This window comes from Cupriavidus necator, from assembly GCF_013141915.1.
Taxonomy (GTDB): Bacteria; Pseudomonadota; Gammaproteobacteria; order Burkholderiales; family Burkholderiaceae; genus Cupriavidus; species Cupriavidus necator_B.
This window is the reverse complement of sequence record NZ_SROX01000034.1, coordinates 1-18808: the sequence shown is the minus strand read 5'-3', so window position 1 is coordinate 18808 and position 18808 is coordinate 1. Positions and strand designations below refer to the sequence as shown.

At 63.1% G+C, this 18808-nt stretch carries 14 protein-coding genes, 1 tRNA gene and 1 pseudogene; 1 reads left to right on the top strand and 15 read right to left on the bottom strand.

Going from position 1 to position 18808, the window contains the following annotated elements; translation table 11 throughout:
- From E5S69_RS31875 to rpoB, 7 genes are all read right to left on the bottom strand, one after another.
- A partial coding sequence (locus tag E5S69_RS31875; RefSeq protein WP_236901497.1) for a GTP-binding protein occupies nucleotides 1–218 on the bottom strand: 218 nt, incomplete at its 3' end.
- A gap of 83 nt (nucleotides 219–301) precedes the next feature.
- The gene (gene fusA, locus E5S69_RS31870) at nucleotides 302–2410 is read right to left on the bottom strand and encodes an elongation factor G (protein WP_171518295.1); all 2109 of its coding nucleotides are present in this window, start codon (nucleotides 2408–2410) and stop codon (nucleotides 302–304) included.
- 117 nt (nucleotides 2411–2527) lie between these two features.
- On the bottom strand, nucleotides 2528–2998 hold the full coding sequence (gene rpsG / locus E5S69_RS31865; protein ID WP_010810459.1) for a 30S ribosomal protein S7: 471 nt from the start codon (nucleotides 2996–2998) through the stop codon (nucleotides 2528–2530).
- A 225-nt stretch (nucleotides 2999–3223) separates the two neighbouring features.
- The gene (gene rpsL, locus E5S69_RS31860) at nucleotides 3224–3601 is read right to left on the bottom strand and encodes a 30S ribosomal protein S12 (protein WP_010810460.1); all 378 of its coding nucleotides are present in this window, start codon (nucleotides 3599–3601) and stop codon (nucleotides 3224–3226) included.
- Nucleotides 3602–3946: 345 nt separating this feature from the next.
- On the bottom strand, nucleotides 3947–5794 hold the full coding sequence (gene recQ, locus E5S69_RS31855; protein WP_171518294.1) for a DNA helicase RecQ: 1848 nt from the start codon (nucleotides 5792–5794) through the stop codon (nucleotides 3947–3949).
- A 194-nt stretch (nucleotides 5795–5988) separates the two neighbouring features.
- Complete coding sequence (rpoC, locus tag E5S69_RS31850) at nucleotides 5989–10230, bottom strand: DNA-directed RNA polymerase subunit beta' (protein ID WP_171518293.1); 4242 nt, start codon at nucleotides 10228–10230, stop codon at nucleotides 5989–5991.
- A 114-nt stretch (nucleotides 10231–10344) separates the two neighbouring features.
- Entirely contained in the window at nucleotides 10345–14451 is a 4107-nt protein-coding gene (rpoB, locus tag E5S69_RS31845) for a DNA-directed RNA polymerase subunit beta (protein WP_171518292.1), read from the bottom strand.
- Between rpoB and E5S69_RS31840 the strand changes: the two genes are divergently transcribed.
- Nucleotides 14332–14712, top strand: coding sequence for a hypothetical protein (locus E5S69_RS31840; protein WP_171518290.1), 381 nt, complete (start codon nucleotides 14332–14334; stop codon nucleotides 14710–14712). The genes rpoB and E5S69_RS31840 overlap by 120 nt on opposite strands.
- A 168-nt stretch (nucleotides 14713–14880) precedes the next feature.
- Here the strand turns inward: E5S69_RS31840 and rplL are convergent, their stop codons facing one another.
- From rplL to E5S69_RS31800, 8 genes and pseudogenes are all read right to left on the bottom strand, one after another.
- Nucleotides 14881–15255 carry a 50S ribosomal protein L7/L12 gene (gene rplL / locus E5S69_RS31835; protein WP_012354151.1) on the bottom strand — a complete coding sequence of 125 codons (375 nt, stop codon included), beginning with the start codon at nucleotides 15253–15255 and terminating at the stop codon, nucleotides 14881–14883.
- Between the two features lie 69 nt (nucleotides 15256–15324).
- Nucleotides 15325–15846: a 50S ribosomal protein L10 gene (gene rplJ / locus E5S69_RS31830; RefSeq protein WP_171518291.1), complete on the bottom strand. Its 522-nt coding sequence runs from the start codon at nucleotides 15844–15846 to the stop codon at nucleotides 15325–15327.
- A 408-nt stretch (nucleotides 15847–16254) separates the two neighbouring features.
- Nucleotides 16255–16950 (bottom strand): 50S ribosomal protein L1, encoded by a 696-nt coding sequence (rplA, locus tag E5S69_RS31825; protein WP_116338087.1) that lies wholly within the window; start codon nucleotides 16948–16950, stop codon nucleotides 16255–16257.
- A complete protein-coding gene (gene rplK / locus E5S69_RS31820; protein ID WP_010810467.1) occupies nucleotides 16951–17382 on the bottom strand; it encodes a 50S ribosomal protein L11 in 432 nt (143 codons plus the stop codon).
- A 160-nt stretch (nucleotides 17383–17542) separates the two neighbouring features.
- Nucleotides 17543–18124 carry a transcription termination/antitermination protein NusG gene (gene nusG, locus E5S69_RS31815; RefSeq protein WP_010810468.1) on the bottom strand — a complete coding sequence of 194 codons (582 nt, stop codon included), beginning with the start codon at nucleotides 18122–18124 and terminating at the stop codon, nucleotides 17543–17545.
- Between the two features lie 10 nt (nucleotides 18125–18134).
- Nucleotides 18135–18515, bottom strand: coding sequence for a preprotein translocase subunit SecE (gene secE, locus E5S69_RS31810; RefSeq protein WP_013958264.1), 381 nt, complete (start codon nucleotides 18513–18515; stop codon nucleotides 18135–18137).
- A gap of 59 nt (nucleotides 18516–18574) precedes the next feature.
- Nucleotides 18575–18650: transfer RNA gene (locus tag E5S69_RS31805), tRNA-Trp, on the bottom strand.
- Nucleotides 18651–18733: 83 nt separating this feature from the next.
- Nucleotides 18734–18808 (bottom strand): annotated as a pseudogene (locus E5S69_RS31800) (elongation factor Tu); the annotation flags it as partial.

Sequence of the window (18808 nt, the reverse complement as noted above, 5' to 3'; positions counted from 1 at the left end):
GCCGTCTCGTATTCGACGTGCGCGGTATTGATGGTAATACCGCGGGCCTTTTCTTCCGGCGCTGCGTCGATTTCGTCGTACTTCTTGGCGGCACCGCCGAACTTGGCAGCCAGCACCGTGGCGATCGCTGCGGTCAGCGTGGTCTTGCCATGGTCAACGTGACCAATCGTACCAACGTTCACGTGCGGCTTAGTCCGCTCGAACTTTTCCTTTGCCATTTTTTTCAGCTCCTAATGGAATGCAGTCTTGTCGATTCATCACGCCGCCGCACCCTGGTGGGGCGCGGCGGCATACAGCTTATTTACTTGCCCTTGGCGGTCATCACGGCTTCGGCGATGTTCTTCGGTGCCTCGGCGTAGTGCTTGAATTCCATGGTGTACGTGGCGCGGCCTTGCGTGGCCGAGCGCAGCGACGTGGAATAACCGAACATTTCCGACAGCGGGACTTCGGCCTTGATGATCTTGCCGCCGCCCACCATGTCGTCCATGCCCTGCACGATGCCGCGGCGGGACGACAGATCGCCCATCACGGTACCCGTGTAGTCTTCCGGCGTTTCCACTTCCACGGCCATCATCGGCTCCAGCAGAACCGGGCTGGCCTTGCGCATGGCTTCCTTGAAAGCCATCGAGCCGGCCATGCGGAACGCGTTTTCGTTCGAGTCCACATCGTGGTACGAACCGAACGTCAGCGTGACCTTCACGTCAACCACCGGGAAGCCAGCCAGGATACCGTTCGGCAGCGTGTCGACAATACCCTTTTCGACTGCCGGGATGTATTCGCGAGGAATCACACCGCCCTTGATGGCGTCGATGAACTCGAAGCCCTTGCCCGGCTCTTGCGGTTCCAGCGTGATCACGGCGTGACCATACTGGCCACGGCCGCCCGACTGCTTGACGAACTTGCCCTCGACACCTTCCGCCGTCTTGCGGATGGTTTCGCGGTAGGCCACCTGCGGCGCGCCGATGTTGGCTTCCACGCCGAATTCGCGCTTCATGCGGTCGACCAGAATTTCGAGGTGGAGCTCGCCCATGCCCGAAATGATGGTCTGGCCCGATTCTTCATCGGTACGCACGCGGAACGACGGATCTTCAGCGGCCAGGCGGTTCAGGGCGATGCCCATCTTTTCCTGGTCAGCCTTGGTCTTCGGCTCGACCGCCTGCGAGATCACCGGCTCCGGGAACACCATGCGCTCGAGCACGATCGGGGCTGCCGGATCGCACAGCGTATCGCCCGTGGTGGCGTCCTTCAGGCCCACTGCAGCGGCGATGTCGCCGGCCAGCACTTCCTTGATTTCTTCGCGCTGGTTGGCATGCATCTGCAGAATCCGGCCGAGGCGTTCCTTCTTGCTCTTGACCGGGTTGTACACGGTGTCGCCCGAATTGATCTTGCCCGAGTAGACGCGGAAGAAGATCAGCTGACCAACGAACGGGTCGGTCATGATCTTGAACGCCAGTGCCGAGAACTTTTCGTTGTCGTCAGCCTTGCGCTCGAGCTTCTTCTCGCTGTCGTCCTCGTCCGTGCCCGTAACCGGCGGAATGTCGACCGGCGACGGCAGGAAGTCGATCACGGCGTCGAGCATGCGCTGCACGCCCTTGTTCTTGAACGCGGTGCCGCACAGCATCGGCTGGATTTCGCAGGCGATGGTACGGTCACGCAGCGCCTTGACGATCTCGGCGCGGGTCAGCTCTTCGCCGCCCAGGTACTTTTCCATCAGCTCTTCGCTGGCTTCGGCGGCGGACTCGACCATCTTCTCGCGCCATTCGTCAGCGGTGGCTTGCAGCTCGGCCGGGATGTCCTGGTATTCGAACTTCACGCCCTGGCTGGCTTCGTCCCAGATGATCGCCTTCATTTCCAGCAGATCGACGACGCCCTGGAAGCCGTCTTCAGCGCCGATCGGCACCACGACGGGCACCGGGTTGGCCTTCAGGCGAGTCTTCAGCTGGTCGTAGACCTTGAAGAAGTTGGCGCCGGTACGGTCCATCTTGTTGACGAACGCCAGACGCGGCACGCGGTACTTGTTGGCCTGGCGCCAGACGGTTTCCGACTGGGGCTGCACGCCACCCACAGCGCAGTAGACCATGCATGCGCCGTCCAGCACGCGCATGGAACGCTCCACCTCGATGGTGAAGTCCACGTGGCCCGGGGTGTCGATGATGTTGAAGCGGTGCTCGGGGTAATTCCCCGCCATGCCCTTCCAGAAGGCGGTGGTAGCAGCGGAGGTAATCGTGATGCCACGCTCCTGCTCCTGCTCCATCCAGTCCATGGTGGCCGCGCCGTCATGCACTTCACCGATCTTGTGGTTCACACCGGTGTAGAACAGGATGCGCTCGGTCGTGGTGGTTTTACCCGCGTCAATGTGAGCCGAGATACCGATATTGCGGTAGCGCTCAATGGGAGTCTTACGAGCCACTTTAATCCTCTATTCGTCCGTGAGGCGCCGGCATCTCATGCCGCGCGCCCTTAACACAAACGGGCGAGATGTGTAAAAACACAGCCCGCCCGGCAACCAACAGTGTTTTCGCGCGCTTTAGAAGCGGAAGTGCGAGAACGCCTTGTTGGCTTCGGCCATGCGGTGCACTTCATCGCGCTTCTTCATCGCGCCGCCACGGCCTTCCGATGCTTCCAGCAGCTCACCTGCCAGGCGCAGCGCCATCGACTTCTCGCTGCGTTTCTTCGCGGCCTCACGCAGCCAGCGCATCGCCAATGCCAAACGACGCGACGGACGGACTTCGACCGGAACCTGATAGTTGGCGCCGCCCACGCGACGGCTCTTTACTTCCACCACCGGCTTCACGTTGTTGATCGCAACGGAGAACACTTCGATGGGGGCCTTGCCTGCCTTCTTTTCGATCTGGTCGAACGCGCCGTAGACGATGCGTTCGGCAACCGACTTCTTGCCGTCCAGCATCAGCACGTTCATGAACTTGGCAACTTCAACGTTACCGAACTTCGGATCAGGCAGAACATCCCGCTTGGGGACTTCACGACGACGTGGCATCTTCTTTCCTTTAGATTCAGTTGAGAGCGCGGTCAGTTGTTCCCGCTCTCCGGCCACCAACTAGCTTGCATGCGATAGACAGCAAATTCGCCGGGTGACCACTTACTCGACGGCACGGTTGCCAAAAAGGCGCTCCGTTGTACCGCCGCCTGGTGACAGCACCATGACTTGCGCCACAGGCTATCGTTTGTTGCTTCGGGTCTTTCGGACCCAGGCTGCCGTAGCTTAGGCTGCCTTCGGACGCTTCGCGCCGTACTTCGAACGGGCCTGCTTGCGGTCCTTCACGCCTTGCAGATCCAGCGAGCCACGGACGATGTGGTAACGCACACCCGGCAGATCCTTCACACGGCCGCCGCGAATCAGCACGACCGAGTGTTCCTGCAGGTTGTGGCCTTCACCGCCGATGTACGAAATGACTTCGAAACCGTTGGTCAGGCGCACCTTGGCGACCTTACGCAGTGCCGAGTTCGGCTTCTTCGGCGTCGTGGTGTACACACGGGTGCACACGCCACGACGCTGGGGGCAGTTCTCAAGCGCCGGGCTCTTGCTCTTGACGACTTCCGAGACACGCGGCTTGCGAACCAGTTGGTTGATAGTTGGCATTGTTCAATCCAGCTTGGTTTTACGAAAAACGCCCCTCGCGCCGGCATGCGCCAGGCTGGAGAGGCAACTACGGGTTTTGGACGGGAGAGGTGAGCGGGCGCTCTGGAGACGGGACTGTGCGGTAACAGCATGCCAAAGAGCGCGAGCCGGCACCCGGATCCCGCGTCTGCCGCCACCCGTCCATGGAAACCCAGTCCGGTAGGCTTGCCGGCAGCGACCTGAAGGCCACTTATCCGACGGGCGAGCGAAATCCAAAGCCAAAAACTCGAATCTGGCATCCTAGCAGCGGAATCGTATACCGTCAAGCCGTATACCTGACCTGCGATGGGGCGCCCGCCGCCCGGATCAGACTGCCCGCAGCGCTGCCAGGATGGACTGCCCGTAGCGCTCCAGCTTGGACGCGCCAATGCCGGGAATGCCCTGCATCGCGGACAGGGAATCCGGTGCGGTCCGGGCCAGCTCGGCCAGGGTGGCGTCATGGAAAATGACATAGGCCGGCACCCCGTGCTCGCGCGCGGCCTCGGTGCGCCAGCGGCGCAGCGCCTCCCAGTTGGCCAGCGTGTCGGCGTCCATGTCGGCGGTATGGTCGGGGCGGGTGCCGCGCGCGGCGCGCTCGCCGGACTTGCCGGGCCGGGTGGCCTGGCGGCGCAGGATGATCTGGCGTTCGCCCTTGAGCACCGCGCGTGCCTCTTCGCCCAGCAGCAAGGCGCCATGGCCACCGTGGTCGATGGTCAGCAAGCCCTGCGCGATCAGCTGGCGGAACACCGTATGCCACTCATGCACCGAGCGGTCCTTGCCGATGCCGAAGGTAGATACCTTGTCATGGCCCCACTGCTTGATCTTCTCCGAGGCATTACCGCGCAGCACGTCGACCAGGTGGGTGGCGCCAAAGTGCACCCGGCTGGCCTGCGCGGTACGGTAGACGCAGGACAGCGCCATCTGCGCCTCGCGCGTGCCGTCCCAGGTGGCTGGCGGCTCGAGGCAGGTGTCGCAGTTGCCGCACGGTTCGCTGGCTTCGTTGAAATACGCCAGGATGCGCACGCGCCGGCAGCCCGCGGTTTCGCACAGGCCGAGCAGCGCATCGAGCTTGGACGACGACACGCGCTTGAAGGCCTCGTCCGCCTCGGACTCGTCGATCATGCGCTTCTGCTGCACCACATCGCCCAGGCCGTAGGCCATCCAGGCATTGGCGGGCAATCCGTCGCGGCCGGCGCGACCGGTTTCCTGGTAATAGCCCTCCATGCTCTTGGGCAGGTCCAGGTGGGCGACAAAGCGCACGTCGGGCTTGTCGATGCCCATGCCGAAGGCGATCGTCGCCACCATCACCAGCCCTTCCTCTTCACGGAAGCGCGCCTGGTGATGCTGCCGCACCTGGGCATCCATGCCGGCATGGTAGCCGAGCGCGTTGATGCCCTGCCCGCTCAGCCATTGCGCGGTGTCCTCGACCTTCTTGCGCGACAGGCAATAGACGATGCCGCTGTCGTGGGTGCCGTCGGCCGCGGTATGCTCGGCCTTGATAAAGGCCAGCAACTGCTGGCGCGCATTGTCCTTCTCGACGATGCGGTAGCGGATGTTGGGCCGGTCGAAGCTGGAAATGAAGATGCGCGCATCATGCAGCGCCAGCCGCTCGACGATCTCTTCGCGCGTCAGCGCGTCGGCGGTGGCGGTCAGCGCGATGCGGGGCACATACGGGAAGCGCTCGTGCAGCACCGACAGCTGGATGTATTCCGGCCGGAAGTCGTGGCCCCATTGCGACACGCAGTGGGCCTCGTCGATGGCGAACAGGCCGACGCGGGTGCGCTCCAGCAAGTCGAGAAAGCGCGGCGTCATCAGCCGCTCCGGCGCGACGTAGAGAATCTCGATGCGCCCGGCCAGCAGGTCGCGCTCGACCGCGGAGGCCTCGGCGCCGCTCAGCGTCGAATTGAGCACCGCGGCACGCACGCCGGCTTCAGTCAGTGCCGCGACCTGGTCCTGCATCAGCGCGATCAGCGGCGACACCACGATGCCGACGCCGTCGCCGGCGCGCTGGCGCAGCAGCGCCGGGATCTGATAGCACAGCGACTTGCCGCCGCCGGTCGGCATCAGCACCAGGCAGTCGCCGCCCGTCGCAACGTGGTCGATGATCTCGGCCTGGCGCCCGCGGAAGGCGTGGTAGCCGAAGACATCCTTGAGGATCGCCAGTGCTTGCGACATGGACAACGAAATTGCTGGAGCCGGAAAAGCCGTAACCTTACCACTAAGGGGGCCCGCCACTGCGCCTGCCCGGCAAACTCTGCGAGCTTTCTCACGAATAGTGCCGGAGCGCCGCGGCGTGCGTGGACAAAAAAAAGCCCGGCTGGATCAGCCGGGCTTTGGTCCACCTTGCGGCGGTAACTACTGCAGCGAGATCAGGCGTTGTCGCCTTCACCCTCGGTCGCCGGCACCACCGGCGGCTCGATGAAGAGCGACTGCTCTTCTTCGGCGATCGCCTGGGCGCGTTCGCGCTCGGAGGCCTCGCGTGCCTTGCGGGCACGGTGATAGGCCAGGCCAGTACCGGCCGGGATCAGACGGCCGACGATCACGTTTTCCTTCAGACCACGCAGGTCGTCGGTCTTGCCCATGATCGCGGCTTCGGTCAGCACGCGCGTGGTTTCCTGGAACGATGCCGCCGAGATGAAGCTGTCGGTCGACAGCGACGCCTTGGTAATACCCAGCAGCAGGTTCTCGTAGGTGGCCGGACGCTTGCCTTCGGCGATCACGCGGTCGTTCTCGTCGAGCAGTTCCGAACGCTCCACCTGTTCACCCGGGATGAACTTGGTGTCGCCCACGTCGGCGATCTGGACGCGGCGCAGCATCTGGCGAACGATCACCTCGATGTGCTTGTCGTTGATCTTCACGCCCTGCAGACGGTACACGTCCTGGACTTCGTCGACGATGTAGTGCGCCAGCTCTTCGATGCCCTTCAGGCGCAGGATGTCGTGCGGGTCCGCCGGACCTTCCACGATCATTTCGCCCTTGTTCACCACCTGGCCGTCGTGCACCAGCACCTGCTTTTCCTTCGCGATCAGGAACTCGTGGGCATTGCCGTCCAGGTCGGTGATGACCAGGCGCTGCTTGCCCTTGGTGTCCTTGCCGAACGAGGTCGTGCCGGTGACTTCCGCCAGCACGGCGGCATCCTTCGGCGAACGCGCTTCGAACAGCTCGGCCACGCGCGGCAGACCACCGGTAATGTCGCGGGTCTTCTGCGATTCGGTCGGGATACGCGCGAGCACTTCACCCACGTGCACCTGCTGGCCGTCCTTCACGGTAATCAGCGCGCCGACCTGGAAGCCGATGGTCACGGAGTGGTCCGTGCCCGGGATCTTCACTTCCTGGCCGTTGGCGTCGAGCAGCTTCACTTGCGGGCGGATGCCCTTGGTTGCAGCCGTGCGGCGCTTGGCGTCGATCACCACCAGGGTCGACAGGCCCGTCACTTCGTCCATCTGCTTGGCGACGGTCACGCCTTCTTCGACGTTCTCGAACTTGATCGTGCCCGAGTACTCCGAAACGATCGGACGGGTCAGCGCGTCCCAGGTCGCCAGTTGCGTGCCGGCCTTGATCGCCTGGCCGTCCTGCACCAGCAGCGTGGCGCCGTACGGGATCTTGTGGCGCTCGCGCTCGCGGCCGTGGTCGTCGGTGATCAGTGCCTCGCCCGAACGCGAGATCACGATCAGCTCGCCCTTGGCGTTGGTCACGTAGCGCATGGTCGCGGTGAAGCGGACCGTACCGGTCGCCTTCGCTTCCACGCTCGAGGCCACTGCCGCACGCGATGCCGCACCACCGATGTGGAAGGTACGCATGGTCAGCTGCGTGCCCGGCTCACCGATCGACTGCGCGGCAATCACACCCACCGCTTCGCCGGAGTTCACCAGCACGCCACGGCCCAGGTCGCGGCCGTAGCACTTGGCGCACAGGCCGTAGCGCGTGTCGCACGACAGCGGGGTGCGGACCTTGACTTCGTCCACGCCGATGTTGTCGATCAGCTCGACCAGGTCTTCGTCCAGCAGCGTGCCGGACTCGATCGCGGTTTCCTGGGTTTCCGGGTTTACCACGTCAGCCACGGTCACACGGCCGAGGATACGGTCGCGCAGGGCTTCGATCACCTCACCGCCTTCGACCAGGGCCTTCATGGCCACGCCGTTGGAGGTGCCGCAATCGTCTTCCACCACGACCAGATCCTGCGTCACGTCGACCAGACGACGCGTCAGGTAACCCGAGTTGGCGGTCTTCAGTGCCGTATCGGCCAGGCCCTTACGCGCGCCGTGGGTCGAGATGAAGTACTGCAGAACGTTCAGGCCTTCACGGAAGTTCGCCGTAATCGGCGTTTCAATGATCGAGCCATCCGGCTTGGCCATCAGGCCACGCATGCCGGCCAGCTGGCGGATCTGCGCGGCGGAACCCCGTGCGCCCGAGTCGGCCATCATGTAGATGGAGTTGAACGACTCTTGCTTCACGGTCTTGCCTTCGCGGTCGACCACGTCTTCGTGCTGCAGCTGCTCCATCATCGCCTTGCCCACCTGGTCGCCAGCGGCGCCCCAGATGTCGACGACGTTGTTGTAGCGTTCCTGGTCGGTCACCAGACCCGACATGTACTGCTTGTCGTATTCCTTCACCTTGGCCGAAGCCTCGGCGATGATCTTTTCCTTCGCCGGCGGCACCAGCATGTCGTCGATCGCGATCGAGATACCGGCGCGGGTGGCCAGGCGGAAGCCCGACTGCAGCAGCTTGTCGGCGAAGATCACGGTCTCGCGCAGGCCGCAGCGGCGGAACGCCGTGTTGATCAGGCGCGAGATTTCCTTCTTCTTCAGCGGCTTGTTCAGCACCGAGAACGGCAGGCCCTTCGGCAGGATCTCGGACAGGATCGCGCGGCCGACCGTGGTGGCCTGCAGCGTGATCTTGGGTGCGAAACGGGCGTCGCCCTCGGCGTCCTTGTCGACCAGCTCATACTCGGTGATACGCACGTTCACGCGCGAAGCCAGTTCGACTTCCTTGTTCTCGTAGGCGCGGATCACTTCGCTGATGTCGGCAAAGGTCATGCCCTCGCCGCGGCCGTTGATCTTGTCGCGGGTGGTGTAGTACAGACCCAGCACCACGTCTTGCGACGGCACGATCGACGGATCGCCGTTGGCCGGGAACAGCACGTTGTTGGAGGCCAGCATCAGGGTGCGGGCTTCCATCTGCGCTTCCAGCGACAGCGGCACGTGGACAGCCATCTGGTCACCGTCGAAGTCGGCGTTGAACGCCGCGCAGACCAGCGGGTGCAGCTGGATCGCCTTGCCTTCGATCAGCACCGGCTCGAACGCCTGGATGCCCAGGCGGTGCAGCGTCGGCGCGCGGTTCAGCATCACCGGGTGCTCGCGGATCACCTCTTCGAGGATGTCCCACACCACCGGGGTCTGGCTTTCGACTTCCTTCTTCGCCGCCTTGATGGTGGTGGCGATGCCCATCGTTTCCAGCTTGTGGAAGATGAACGGCTTGAACAGCTCGAGCGCCATCAGCTTGGGCAGGCCGCACTGGTGCAGCTTGAGCGTCGGGCCCACCACGATGACCGAACGGCCCGAGTAGTCGACGCGCTTGCCCAGCAGGTTCTGACGGAAACGGCCGCCCTTGCCCTTGATCATTTCGGCCAGGGACTTCAGCGGACGCTTGTTGGCGCCGGTCATCGCCTTGCCGCGACGGCCGTTGTCCAGCAGCGAGTCAACCGCTTCCTGCAGCATGCGCTTTTCGTTGCGCACGATGATCTCAGGCGCCTTCAGCTCCAGCAGGCGCTTCAGGCGGTTGTTACGGTTGATGACGCGGCGATACAGGTCGTTCAGGTCCGAGGTCGCGAAGCGGCCGCCGTCCAGCGGCACCAGCGGGCGCAGCTCGGGCGGCAGCACCGGCAGCACTTCAAGGATCATCCACTCCGGCTTGATGCCCGAACGCTGGAAGGCCTCGAGCACCTTCAGGCGCTTGGCGAACTTCTTGATCTTGGCTTCGGAACCGGTGGCCTGCAGCTCGGCGCGGATCTGTTCGATCTGCTTCTCGATGTCGATGCCGCGCAGCAGTTCACGGATGCCCTCGGCACCCATCATGGCGACGAACTCGCCCTCGCCGTACTCGTCGCACTTCGCGAGGTAGTCGTCTTCGGACATGATCTGGCTCTTCTTGAGCGGGGTCATGCCGGGTTCGATCACCACGAATGCTTCGAAGTACAGCACGCGCTCGATGTCGCGCAGCGTCATGTCCAGGACCATGCCCAGGCGCGACGGCAGCGACTTCAGGAACCAGATGTGCGCGGTCGGCGCGGCCAGTTCGATATGGCCCATACGCTCGCGGCGCACCTTGGCCAGCGTCACTTCAACGCCGCACTTCTCGCAGATCACGCCACGGTGCTTCAGGCGCTTGTACTTGCCGCACAGGCACTCGTAGTCCTTGATCGGGCCAAAGATCTTGGCGCAGAACAGGCCGTCGCGTTCCGGCTTGAAGGTACGGTAGTTGATCGTTTCCGGCTTCTTGACTTCGCCGTACGACCACGAACGGATCTTCTCGGGCGAGGCCAGGCCGATCTTGATCGCGTCGAACTGCTCTTCCTGCTGAACCTGCTTAAAGAGATCGAGCAATGCTTTCATTGCAACTCCTTGTTTCGCCACCGGCCCGGACTTTGTCCGGAACGGCGGCATTCATTCTGTGGGAAATCCTGCGCTGGTGAGTGCCGGCCGCAGCCGGCACCCGCATCGGCCCGATCAGTAGCGATCGAGGTCGATGTCGATACCCAGCGAGCGGATTTCCTTCACCAGCACGTTGAACGATTCCGGCATGCCGGCATCGATCGAGTGCTCGCCCTTGACGATGTTTTCGTACACCTTGGTACGGCCGTTCACGTCATCGGACTTGACCGTCAGCATTTCCTGCAGCACGTACGAGGCGCCGTAGGCTTCCAGCGCCCACACTTCCATCTCACCGAAACGCTGGCCACCGAACTGGGCTTTACCACCCAGCGGCTGCTGCGTCACCAGCGAGTACGGACCGGTGGAGCGGGCGTGCATCTTGTCGTCGACCAGGTGGTGCAGCTTCAGCATGTGCATCACACCCAGCGTGACCGGACGCTCGAACGCCTCGCCGGTGCGGCCGTCGAACAGCGTGACCTGCTGCTTGGAAGCGGTCAGGCCCTTCTCCTTCGCGATCTCTTCCGGATAGGCGAGGTCCAGCATGCGGCGGATTTCGTCCTCATGCGCACCGTCGAACACCGGCGTCGCGAACGGCACGCCCTTCTTCAGGTTGTCGGCCAGTTCCAGGACTTCCGCATCCGACAGGCTGTCGAGGTCTTCAACCTTGCCGCTCTCGTTGTAGATCTGCGTGAGCAGGGTGCGCACTTCGGCTGCCTTGGCTTGCGCCTTCAGCATGTTGCCGATGCGCTCGCCCAGGCCGCGCGCGGCCCAGCCCAGGTGGGTCTCGAGAATCTGGCCCACGTTCATCCGCGAAGGCACGCCCAGCGGGTTCAGCACGATGTCGGCAGGCGTACCGTCGGCCATGTACGGCATGTCTTCGATCGGGGTGATCTTGGACACGACGCCCTTGTTGCCGTGACGGCCGGCCATCTTGTCGCCCGGCTGCAGGCGGCGCTTGACGGCCAGGTAGACCTTGACCATCTTGATCACGCCCGGCGGCAGTTCGTCGCCCTGGGTGAGCTTCTTGCGCTTCTCTTCGAAGGCCAGGTCGAACTCGTGGCGCTTCTGCTCGATGGCTTCCTTGACGGCTTCCAGCTGGGCAGCCAGTTCCTCGTCGGCCGGACGGATGTCGAACCAGTGGTACTTGTCGATGTCCGCCAGGTACTCCTTGGTGATCTTGGCACCCTTGGCCAGCTTCTTCGGACCGCCGTTGACGGTCTTGTCGACGAGCAGGCGCTCCAGACGCTGGAACGCGTCGCCTTCCACGATACGCAGCTGGTCGTTCAGGTCCAGGCGGTAGCGCTTCAGTTCGTCGTCGATGATCGACTGGGCACGCTTGTCGCGCGTCACGCCTTCGCGGGTGAAGACCTGGACGTCGATCACGATGCCGCTCATGCCCGACGGCACGCGCAGCGAGGTGTCCTTCACGTCCGACGCCTTCTCGCCGAAGATGGCGCGCAGCAGCTTCTCTTCCGGCGTCAGCTGGGTCTCGCCCTTCGGCGTGACCTTGCCCACCAGCACGTCGCCGGCTTCGACCTCGGCGCCGATGTAGGTGATGCCCGACTCGTCCAGGCGAGCCAGCTGGGCTTCGGCCAGGTTCGAGATATCGCGCGTGATTTCCTCAGGTCCCAGCTTGGTGTCGCGTGCGACGACCGACAGTTCCTCGATGTGGATCGAGGTATAGCGGTCTTCGGCCACCACACGCTCCGAGATCAGGATCGAATCCTCGAAGTTGTAGCCGTTCCACGGCATGAACGCCACCAGCATGTTCTGGCCCAGGGCCAGCTCGCCCAGGTCGGTCGAGGCGCCGTCAGCGATGACGTCGCCGCGGGCCACGTGGTCGCCCACCTTGACCATCGGACGCTGGTTGATATTGGTGTTCTGGTTCGAGCGCGTGTACTTGATCAGGTTGTAGATGTCCACGCCGACTTCACCGGCCACGGCTTCGTCGTCGTTCACGCGGATCACGATACGCATCGCGTCGACGTAGTCGACCACGCCGCCACGCATCGCCTGCACGGCAGTGCCCGAGTCGACCGCAACGGTGCGCTCGATGCCGGTACCGACCAGCGGCTTGTCCGGACGCAGGCAAGGCACGGCCTGGCGCTGCATGTTCGCGCCCATCAGTGCACGGTTCGCGTCATCGTGTTCCAGGAACGGCACCAGCGAGGCAGCGGCCGACACGATCTGCGACGGCGCCACGTCGATGTACTGCACGCGGTCCGGGGTCACCATCCGGGTTTCACGCTCGGAGCCTTCGCGGGCCGACACCAGTTCGTCGGTCAGGTTGCCCTCGGCGTCAACCGTCGCGTTGGCCTGCGCCACCACGTACTTGCCTTCCTCGATCGCGGACAGGTAATCGACCTGGTCGGTCAGCTTGCTGCCGACCACTTTGCGGTACGGCGTTTCCAGGAAGCCGTACTCGTTCAGGCGGGCGTACAGCGCCAGCGAGTTGATCAGGCCAATGTTCGGACCTTCCGGCGTTTCGATCGGGCAGACGCGGCCATAGTGGGTCGGGTGCACGTCGCGGACTTCAAAGCCGGCGCGCTCGCGCGTCAGGCCGCCCGGGCCCAGTGCCGAGACCCGGCGCTTGTGCGTGATCTCGGACAGCGGGTTGGTCTGGTCCATGAACTGCGACAGCTGCGACGAACCGAAGAACTCGCGGATCGCCGACGAGATCGGCTTCGAGTTGATCAGGTCGTGCGGCATCAGGTTCTCGGTCTCGGCCTGGCCCAGACGTTCCTTGACAGCACGCTCCACGCGCGACAGGCCGGCGCGGAACTGGTTTTCGGCCAGTTCGCCGACGCAGCGCACGCGGCGGTTGCCCAGGTGGTCGATATCATCGACCTCGCCCTTGCCGTTGCGCAGGTTGACCAGGATCTTGATGGTCTCGAGGATGTCCTCGTCCTGCAGCACCATGGCGCCTTCGCCGCTGGGGCGGCCCAGGCGGCTGTTGACCTTCATGCGGCCCACGCGCGACAGGTCGTACGACTCTTCGCTGTAGAACAGGCGCTGGAACAGCGCTTCCACGGCTTCCTCGGTCGGCGGCTCGCCCGGGCGCATCATGCGGTAGATGGCGATACGCGCAGCGGTCTGGTCGGCGGTCTCGTCCACGCGCAGGGTCTGCGACATGTACGGGCCCTGGTCCAGGTCGTTGGTGTACAGGGTCTGGATCTGCTTGACGCCGGCTTCGCGCAGGTTTTCCAGCAGCGTTTCGGTCAGTTCGTCGTTGGCGTTGGCAATCACCTCGCCGGTATCCGGGTCGATGATGTTCTTGGCCAGCACACGGCCCAGCAGGTAGTCTTCCGGCACGCTGATCAGCTTGGTGCCGGCCGAGTCCAGGTCGCGGATATGCTTGGCGTTGATCCGCTTGTCCTTCTCGACCACCACGCGGCCGTTCTTGTCGGCGATGTCGAAGCGCGCGACTTCACCGCGCAGGCGCTCGGGCACGAACTCCAGCTGCGCGCCTTCGGCCTGCAGCGTGAAGTTGTCGAACACGAAGAAGTGCGCGAGGATCTGTTCCGGGGTCAGGCCGATCGACTTCAGCAGGATCGTCACCGGCATCTTGCGGCGGCGGTCGACGCGGAAGTACAGGATGTCCTTCGGGTCGAACTCAAAGTCCAGCCACGAACCGCGGTAGGGGATGATACGTGCCGAGAACAGCAGCTTGCCCGAGCTGTGGGTCTTGCCCTTGTCGTGCTCGAAGAACACGCCCGGCGAGCGGTGCAGCTGCGAGACGATGACACGCTCGGTGCCGTTGATCACGAACGAACCGGTGGAAGTCATCAGCGGGATTTCGCCCATGTAGACTTCCTGCTCCTTCACTTCCTTGACCTTGCCCGGGTTCTCGCGATCGTTGATGATCAGGCGAACCTTGGCGCGCAGGGCCGAATGGAAGGTCAGGCCACGCTGCTGACATTCCTTGACGTCGAACGGCGGGTTGGACAGGTGATACGAGACGAACTCCATACGGGCAAGCCCGTTATGCGAGGAGATGGGGAAAATTGCGTTGAAAGCGGCCTGGAGGCCTTCGGTCTTGCGACGCGCGGTCGGCGTTTCCGCTTGCAAGAACTGGGTGTAGGATTCAATCTGGGTGGCAAGCAGGAATGGAACCTGATGTACCGTCGCGCGCTTCGCAAAGCTTTTGCGAATGCGCTTCTTTTCGGTGAAGCTGTACGCCATGGGATCTCCGAATCATCGCAGGGCTGGCTGGACCTGGCCGGACCTGAGGTGTTCAGCGACTGGGAGGGGATTTGGCGGTTGGCCGCTACCAACCTCTGGCTGACGGTGTCCGCACGCTGCGGGCGGTGTGGTCGTCGCATCAAGCGCAACGCCTGTACTCGCCCGGGGGACACCCGACCAAACTTGTCTTCTGCAGTCGGTTCAGAAGACAAACATCAGCAGCAACCACTTAGTGTGCCACTGATGTTTGGCCTCTGCTGAATCGCCGGCAAATCCAGTCCTGCCGCGAAACGCAAACATCACTTCCGCTACTTCATCGCTGTGCCGAGTGGTGACTAAAACACAATCGCACAAGCGCAAAAAGGCTGGCGCCGGGAATTTCCCTTTGCCAGCCCCATTCGCGTGCCGCCAGGGCACGCGAGTCCTGCATTACTTGACGTCGACCTTCGCGCCAGCGTCTTCCAGCTTCTTCTTGGCTTCGGCAGCAGCAGCCTTGTCCACGCCTTCCTTGACGGGCTTCGGTGCGCCATCGACCAGGTCCTTGGCTTCCTTCAGGCCCAGACCGGTGATTTCGCGAACAGCCTTAATCACGCCGACCTTGTTGGCGCCGACTTCGGCCAGGATCACGTTGAATTCGGTCTGCTCTTCGGCAGCAGCAGCACCGGCAGCGCCCGGAGCGGCAGCCACGGCCATGGCAGCGGCCGACACGCCAAACTTCTCTTCGAACGCCTTGACCAGGTCGTTCAGTTCCATCACGGACATCGCGCCAACGGCTTCCAGGATGTCGTCTTTGGTGATTGCCATTTGAAATACTCCTACTAGATTTGATTCGGTATCGGTAATGCGATCTTTCGATGCGCGGCCTGGATTGCCTTAGGCGCCGGCGGCTTCCGCTTCCGCGGGAGCGCCTTCGGCGTTCTTGGCAGCCAGTGCAGCCAGCAGACGGGCGAAGCCCGACACCGGTGCCTGCATCACGCCCAGCAGCTGAGCAATCAGTTCGTCGCGGCTCGGGATCGAGGCCAGCGCCTTCACGGCGGCAGCGTCGAGAACCTTGCCGTCATACGACCCGGCGCGCAGGACCAGCTTGTCGTTGGTCTTGGCGAAGTCGTTCAGAACCTTGGCCGACGACACTGCATCTTCGGAAATACCGTAGATCAGCGGACCGGTCATCTGCTCTGCGAGGGCTGCAAACGGCGTACCTTCGACGGCACGGCGGGCCAGCGTGTTCTTCAGAACACGGAGGTACACGCCTTGCTGGCGAGCGGTAGCACGCAGCTTGGTCAGATCGCCAACCGCAATGCCGCGATATTCGGCGACGACGATGGTCTGGGCCTTGGCGACTTGCGCCGAGACCTCAGCAACGACGGCCTTCTTATCTTCAATATTGAGTGGCACGGTTAAGCTCCAAAATGACGCTATGCCTCCGGCAATACCGGAGCCTTCACGTCAGCACAAACGAACGGCGTCCGATTGGCCCGAATCGACCGGGCAGTGCCCGGCTTCTTCAATCCCTTCGGGTGCGCCATCTGCGCTGGCTGGCCGGAAGACGTCGCTCAGGCTTGGCAGCCATCCCGCACGTTCCGACCGATTAAGCCCTTTCCGCATTACTGCCGCGGACCAGGACACCAGCGGTCTTTGATAACCAGCAGTGCCGGCCGATGCTTGCGCACCCGGCCGGACACCACTGCCCAAAGCCTTGCTCCATCCCTTGCGGTTTGGAGACGACCCCCGCCATTGGCCAGGGCCTTCAATTCTTCTTGCAGACCGGTGTTATCGGGTTCCGGTCAGCAATTTGCCGTCAGCTCAGGCAGCCAGCGTAGCCTGGTCGACACGCACGCCAACGCCCATGGTCGACGAGACGGCGACCTTGCGCAGGTACACGCCCTTGCTGGTGGCCGGCTTGGCCTTGACCAGCGCGTCCAGCAGCGCGGCCAGGTTGCTCTTCAGCGCGGTGTCCTCGAACGAACGACGGCCGATGGTGGCGTGGATGATACCGGCCTTGTCGACACGGAACTGGACCTGACCAGCCTTGGCGTTCTTCACGGCCTGGGCCACGTCGGGGGTCACAGTGCCAACCTTCGGGTTCGGCATCAGGCCGCGCGGGCCCAGGATCTGGCCCAGCGTACCGACGATACGCATCGTGTCCGGCGAAGCGATCACGACGTCGAAGTTCAGGTTGCCGGCCTTGACTTGCTCAGCCAGGTCTTCCATGCCGACGATATCGGCACCAGCGGCCTTGGCGGCCTCGGCCTTGTCGCCCTGGGCGAACACAGCCACACGCACCGACTTGCCGGTACCGGCCGGCAGCACCACGGAACCACGCACCACCTGGTCCGACTTCTTGGCGTCGATGCCCAGTTGCACGGCCACGTCGATCGATTCGTCGAACTTCGCCGAGGCGCAGCCCTTGACCAGGCCCAGGGCCTCGTCGATCGGGTAGAACTTGGTACGCTCGATCTTCGCCTTGTTGGCGGCGACGCGCTTGGAAACCTTAGCCATTTACAGACCCTCCACGGTGATGCCCATCGAACGAGCCGAACCGGCGATGGTACGCACGGCGGCGTCCAGGTCGGCGGCGGTCAGGTCAGCGTTCTTGGCCTTGGCGATTTCTTCAGCCTGGGCGCGGGTGATCTTGCCAACCTTGTCGGTGTGGGGCTTCGGCGAACCCTTGGTGATGCCGGCTGCCTTCTTGATCAGCACGGTCGCCGGCGGCGACTTCATCACGAAGGTGAAGCTCTTGTCGGCGAAGGCGGTAATCACCACCGGCACCGGCAGACCGGGTTCCATACCCTGGGTCTGGGCGTTGAACGCCTTGCAGAACTCCATGATGTTCAGACCACGCTGGCCCAGTGCGGGACCAACGGGCGGGGAGGGATTTGCCTTACCAGCCGGAATCTGCAGCTTGATAAAGCCAATGATTTTCTTGGCCATCTCTACTCCAATCCGGATCGTCCCTGCGGGATGCGATCCTGTTGAGTCGTAACGCGCTGTCGCCGCACCGGTGGCACGGCCTCACGCTCCTCTTGGCGTCGCCACCGGGGGCGTCGCCGTTGCCAGTTGCCGCCCTTTCAGGCAGCCGCCGGCAAATTCCTTAAACCTTCTCGACCTGGCCGAACTCGAGCTCGACCGGCGTGGCCCGTCCGAAGATCGTGACCGAGACGCGCAGGCGCGATTTCTCGTAATTCACTTCTTCCACGTTGCCGTTGAAGTCGGTGAACGGGCCGTCCTTGACGCGCACCATTTCGCCCACTTCGAACAGCGTCTTGGGACGCGGCTTCTCGACCCCTTCCTGCATCTGGGTCATGATCTTGTCGACTTCGCGCTGCGAAATCGGGCTCGGACGATTGCGGGCGCCGCCCACGAAACCGGTGACCTTGCTGGTGTTCTTCACCAAATGCCAGGTTTCGTCGGTCATTTCCATTTCCACCAGCACGTAGCCGGGGAAGAAGCGCCGCTCGGTGACCGACTTGTGGCCGCCCTTGATTTCCACGACTTCTTCGGACGGCACCAGGATGCGGCCAAACTTGTCCTGCATCTCGGCGCGCTCGATGCGCTCCTGCAGCGCGCGTTGCACGCTCTTCTCCATACCGGAGTAGGCATGCACGACATACCAGCGCTTCTTCGACGAAGGCGATTCCGGCGCGGTGGTTTCCTGCTGAGCGTTATCCGTCATGTGCTACCTCTTATTTCCAGCCCAGCACGAGCGAGAACACGACCCACTCGATGAGCTTGTCAGCCGACCACAGGAACAGGGCCATGACGACGACAAAGACAAAGACCAGTCCTGTCATCTGCCCGGCTTCCTTGCGCGTCGGCCAGACGACCTTGCGAACTTCCCGATACGATTCCTTGGCGAACCCGATAAAGTCCTTGCCCGGTACCGACACCAACGCAACCACGATACCCAGTGCAATACCACCGAACAGTGCGGCGCCACGTACATAAGACGGTTGCTGTGCCAGTGCATAGAAACCGATGACGCCCGCAACCACCAGCAGCACCGCTACGCCAAGCATCCACTTGCCGCTGCTGGCGTTCACGGTTTCAACATTGGGATTGGCCATGTTTCGCAAACGAGACTAAGCCGCGTCACGATTGCTCCTCGCGACGCGGCTGATTGAATTGGCAGGGGCAGAGGGAATCGAACCCCCAACCTTCGGTTTTGGAGACCGACGCTCTGCCAGTTGAGCTATACCCCTAAAACAACTTCGGGGTCGACGCTTGCGCCAACCCCTCTGGCAACGAATGCGGCCGGTTGGTGCCGCATTCGCTATCGAACAGCTTAGTCGAGGATCTTTGCCACGACGCCGGCGCCGACGGTACGGCCACCTTCGCGGATAGCGAAGCGCAGGCCTTC

Coding starts and splice junctions, on each gene's coding strand:
- nusG (WP_010810468.1), bottom strand. CDS start 18,124: ATGACGGATAACGCTCAGCAGGAAACCACCGCGCCGGAATCGCCTTCG.
- recQ (WP_171518294.1), bottom strand. CDS start 5,794: ATGTCGCAAGCACTGGCGATCCTCAAGGATGTCTTCGGCTACCACGCC.
- rplL (WP_012354151.1), bottom strand. CDS start 15,255: ATGGCAATCACCAAAGACGACATCCTGGAAGCCGTTGGCGCGATGTCC.
- rpsG (WP_010810459.1), bottom strand. CDS start 2,998: ATGCCACGTCGTCGTGAAGTCCCCAAGCGGGATGTTCTGCCTGATCCG.
- rpoB (WP_171518292.1), bottom strand. CDS start 14,451: ATGGCGTACAGCTTCACCGAAAAGAAGCGCATTCGCAAAAGCTTTGCG.
- rplK (WP_010810467.1), bottom strand. CDS start 17,382: ATGGCCAAGAAAATCATTGGCTTTATCAAGCTGCAGATTCCGGCTGGT.
- rpoC (WP_171518293.1), bottom strand. CDS start 10,230: ATGAAAGCATTGCTCGATCTCTTTAAGCAGGTTCAGCAGGAAGAGCAG.
- secE (WP_013958264.1), bottom strand. CDS start 18,515: ATGGCCAATCCCAATGTTGAAACCGTGAACGCCAGCAGCGGCAAGTGG.
- rplA (WP_116338087.1), bottom strand. CDS start 16,950: ATGGCTAAGGTTTCCAAGCGCGTCGCCGCCAACAAGGCGAAGATCGAG.
- rpsL (WP_010810460.1), bottom strand. CDS start 3,601: ATGCCAACTATCAACCAACTGGTTCGCAAGCCGCGTGTCTCGGAAGTC.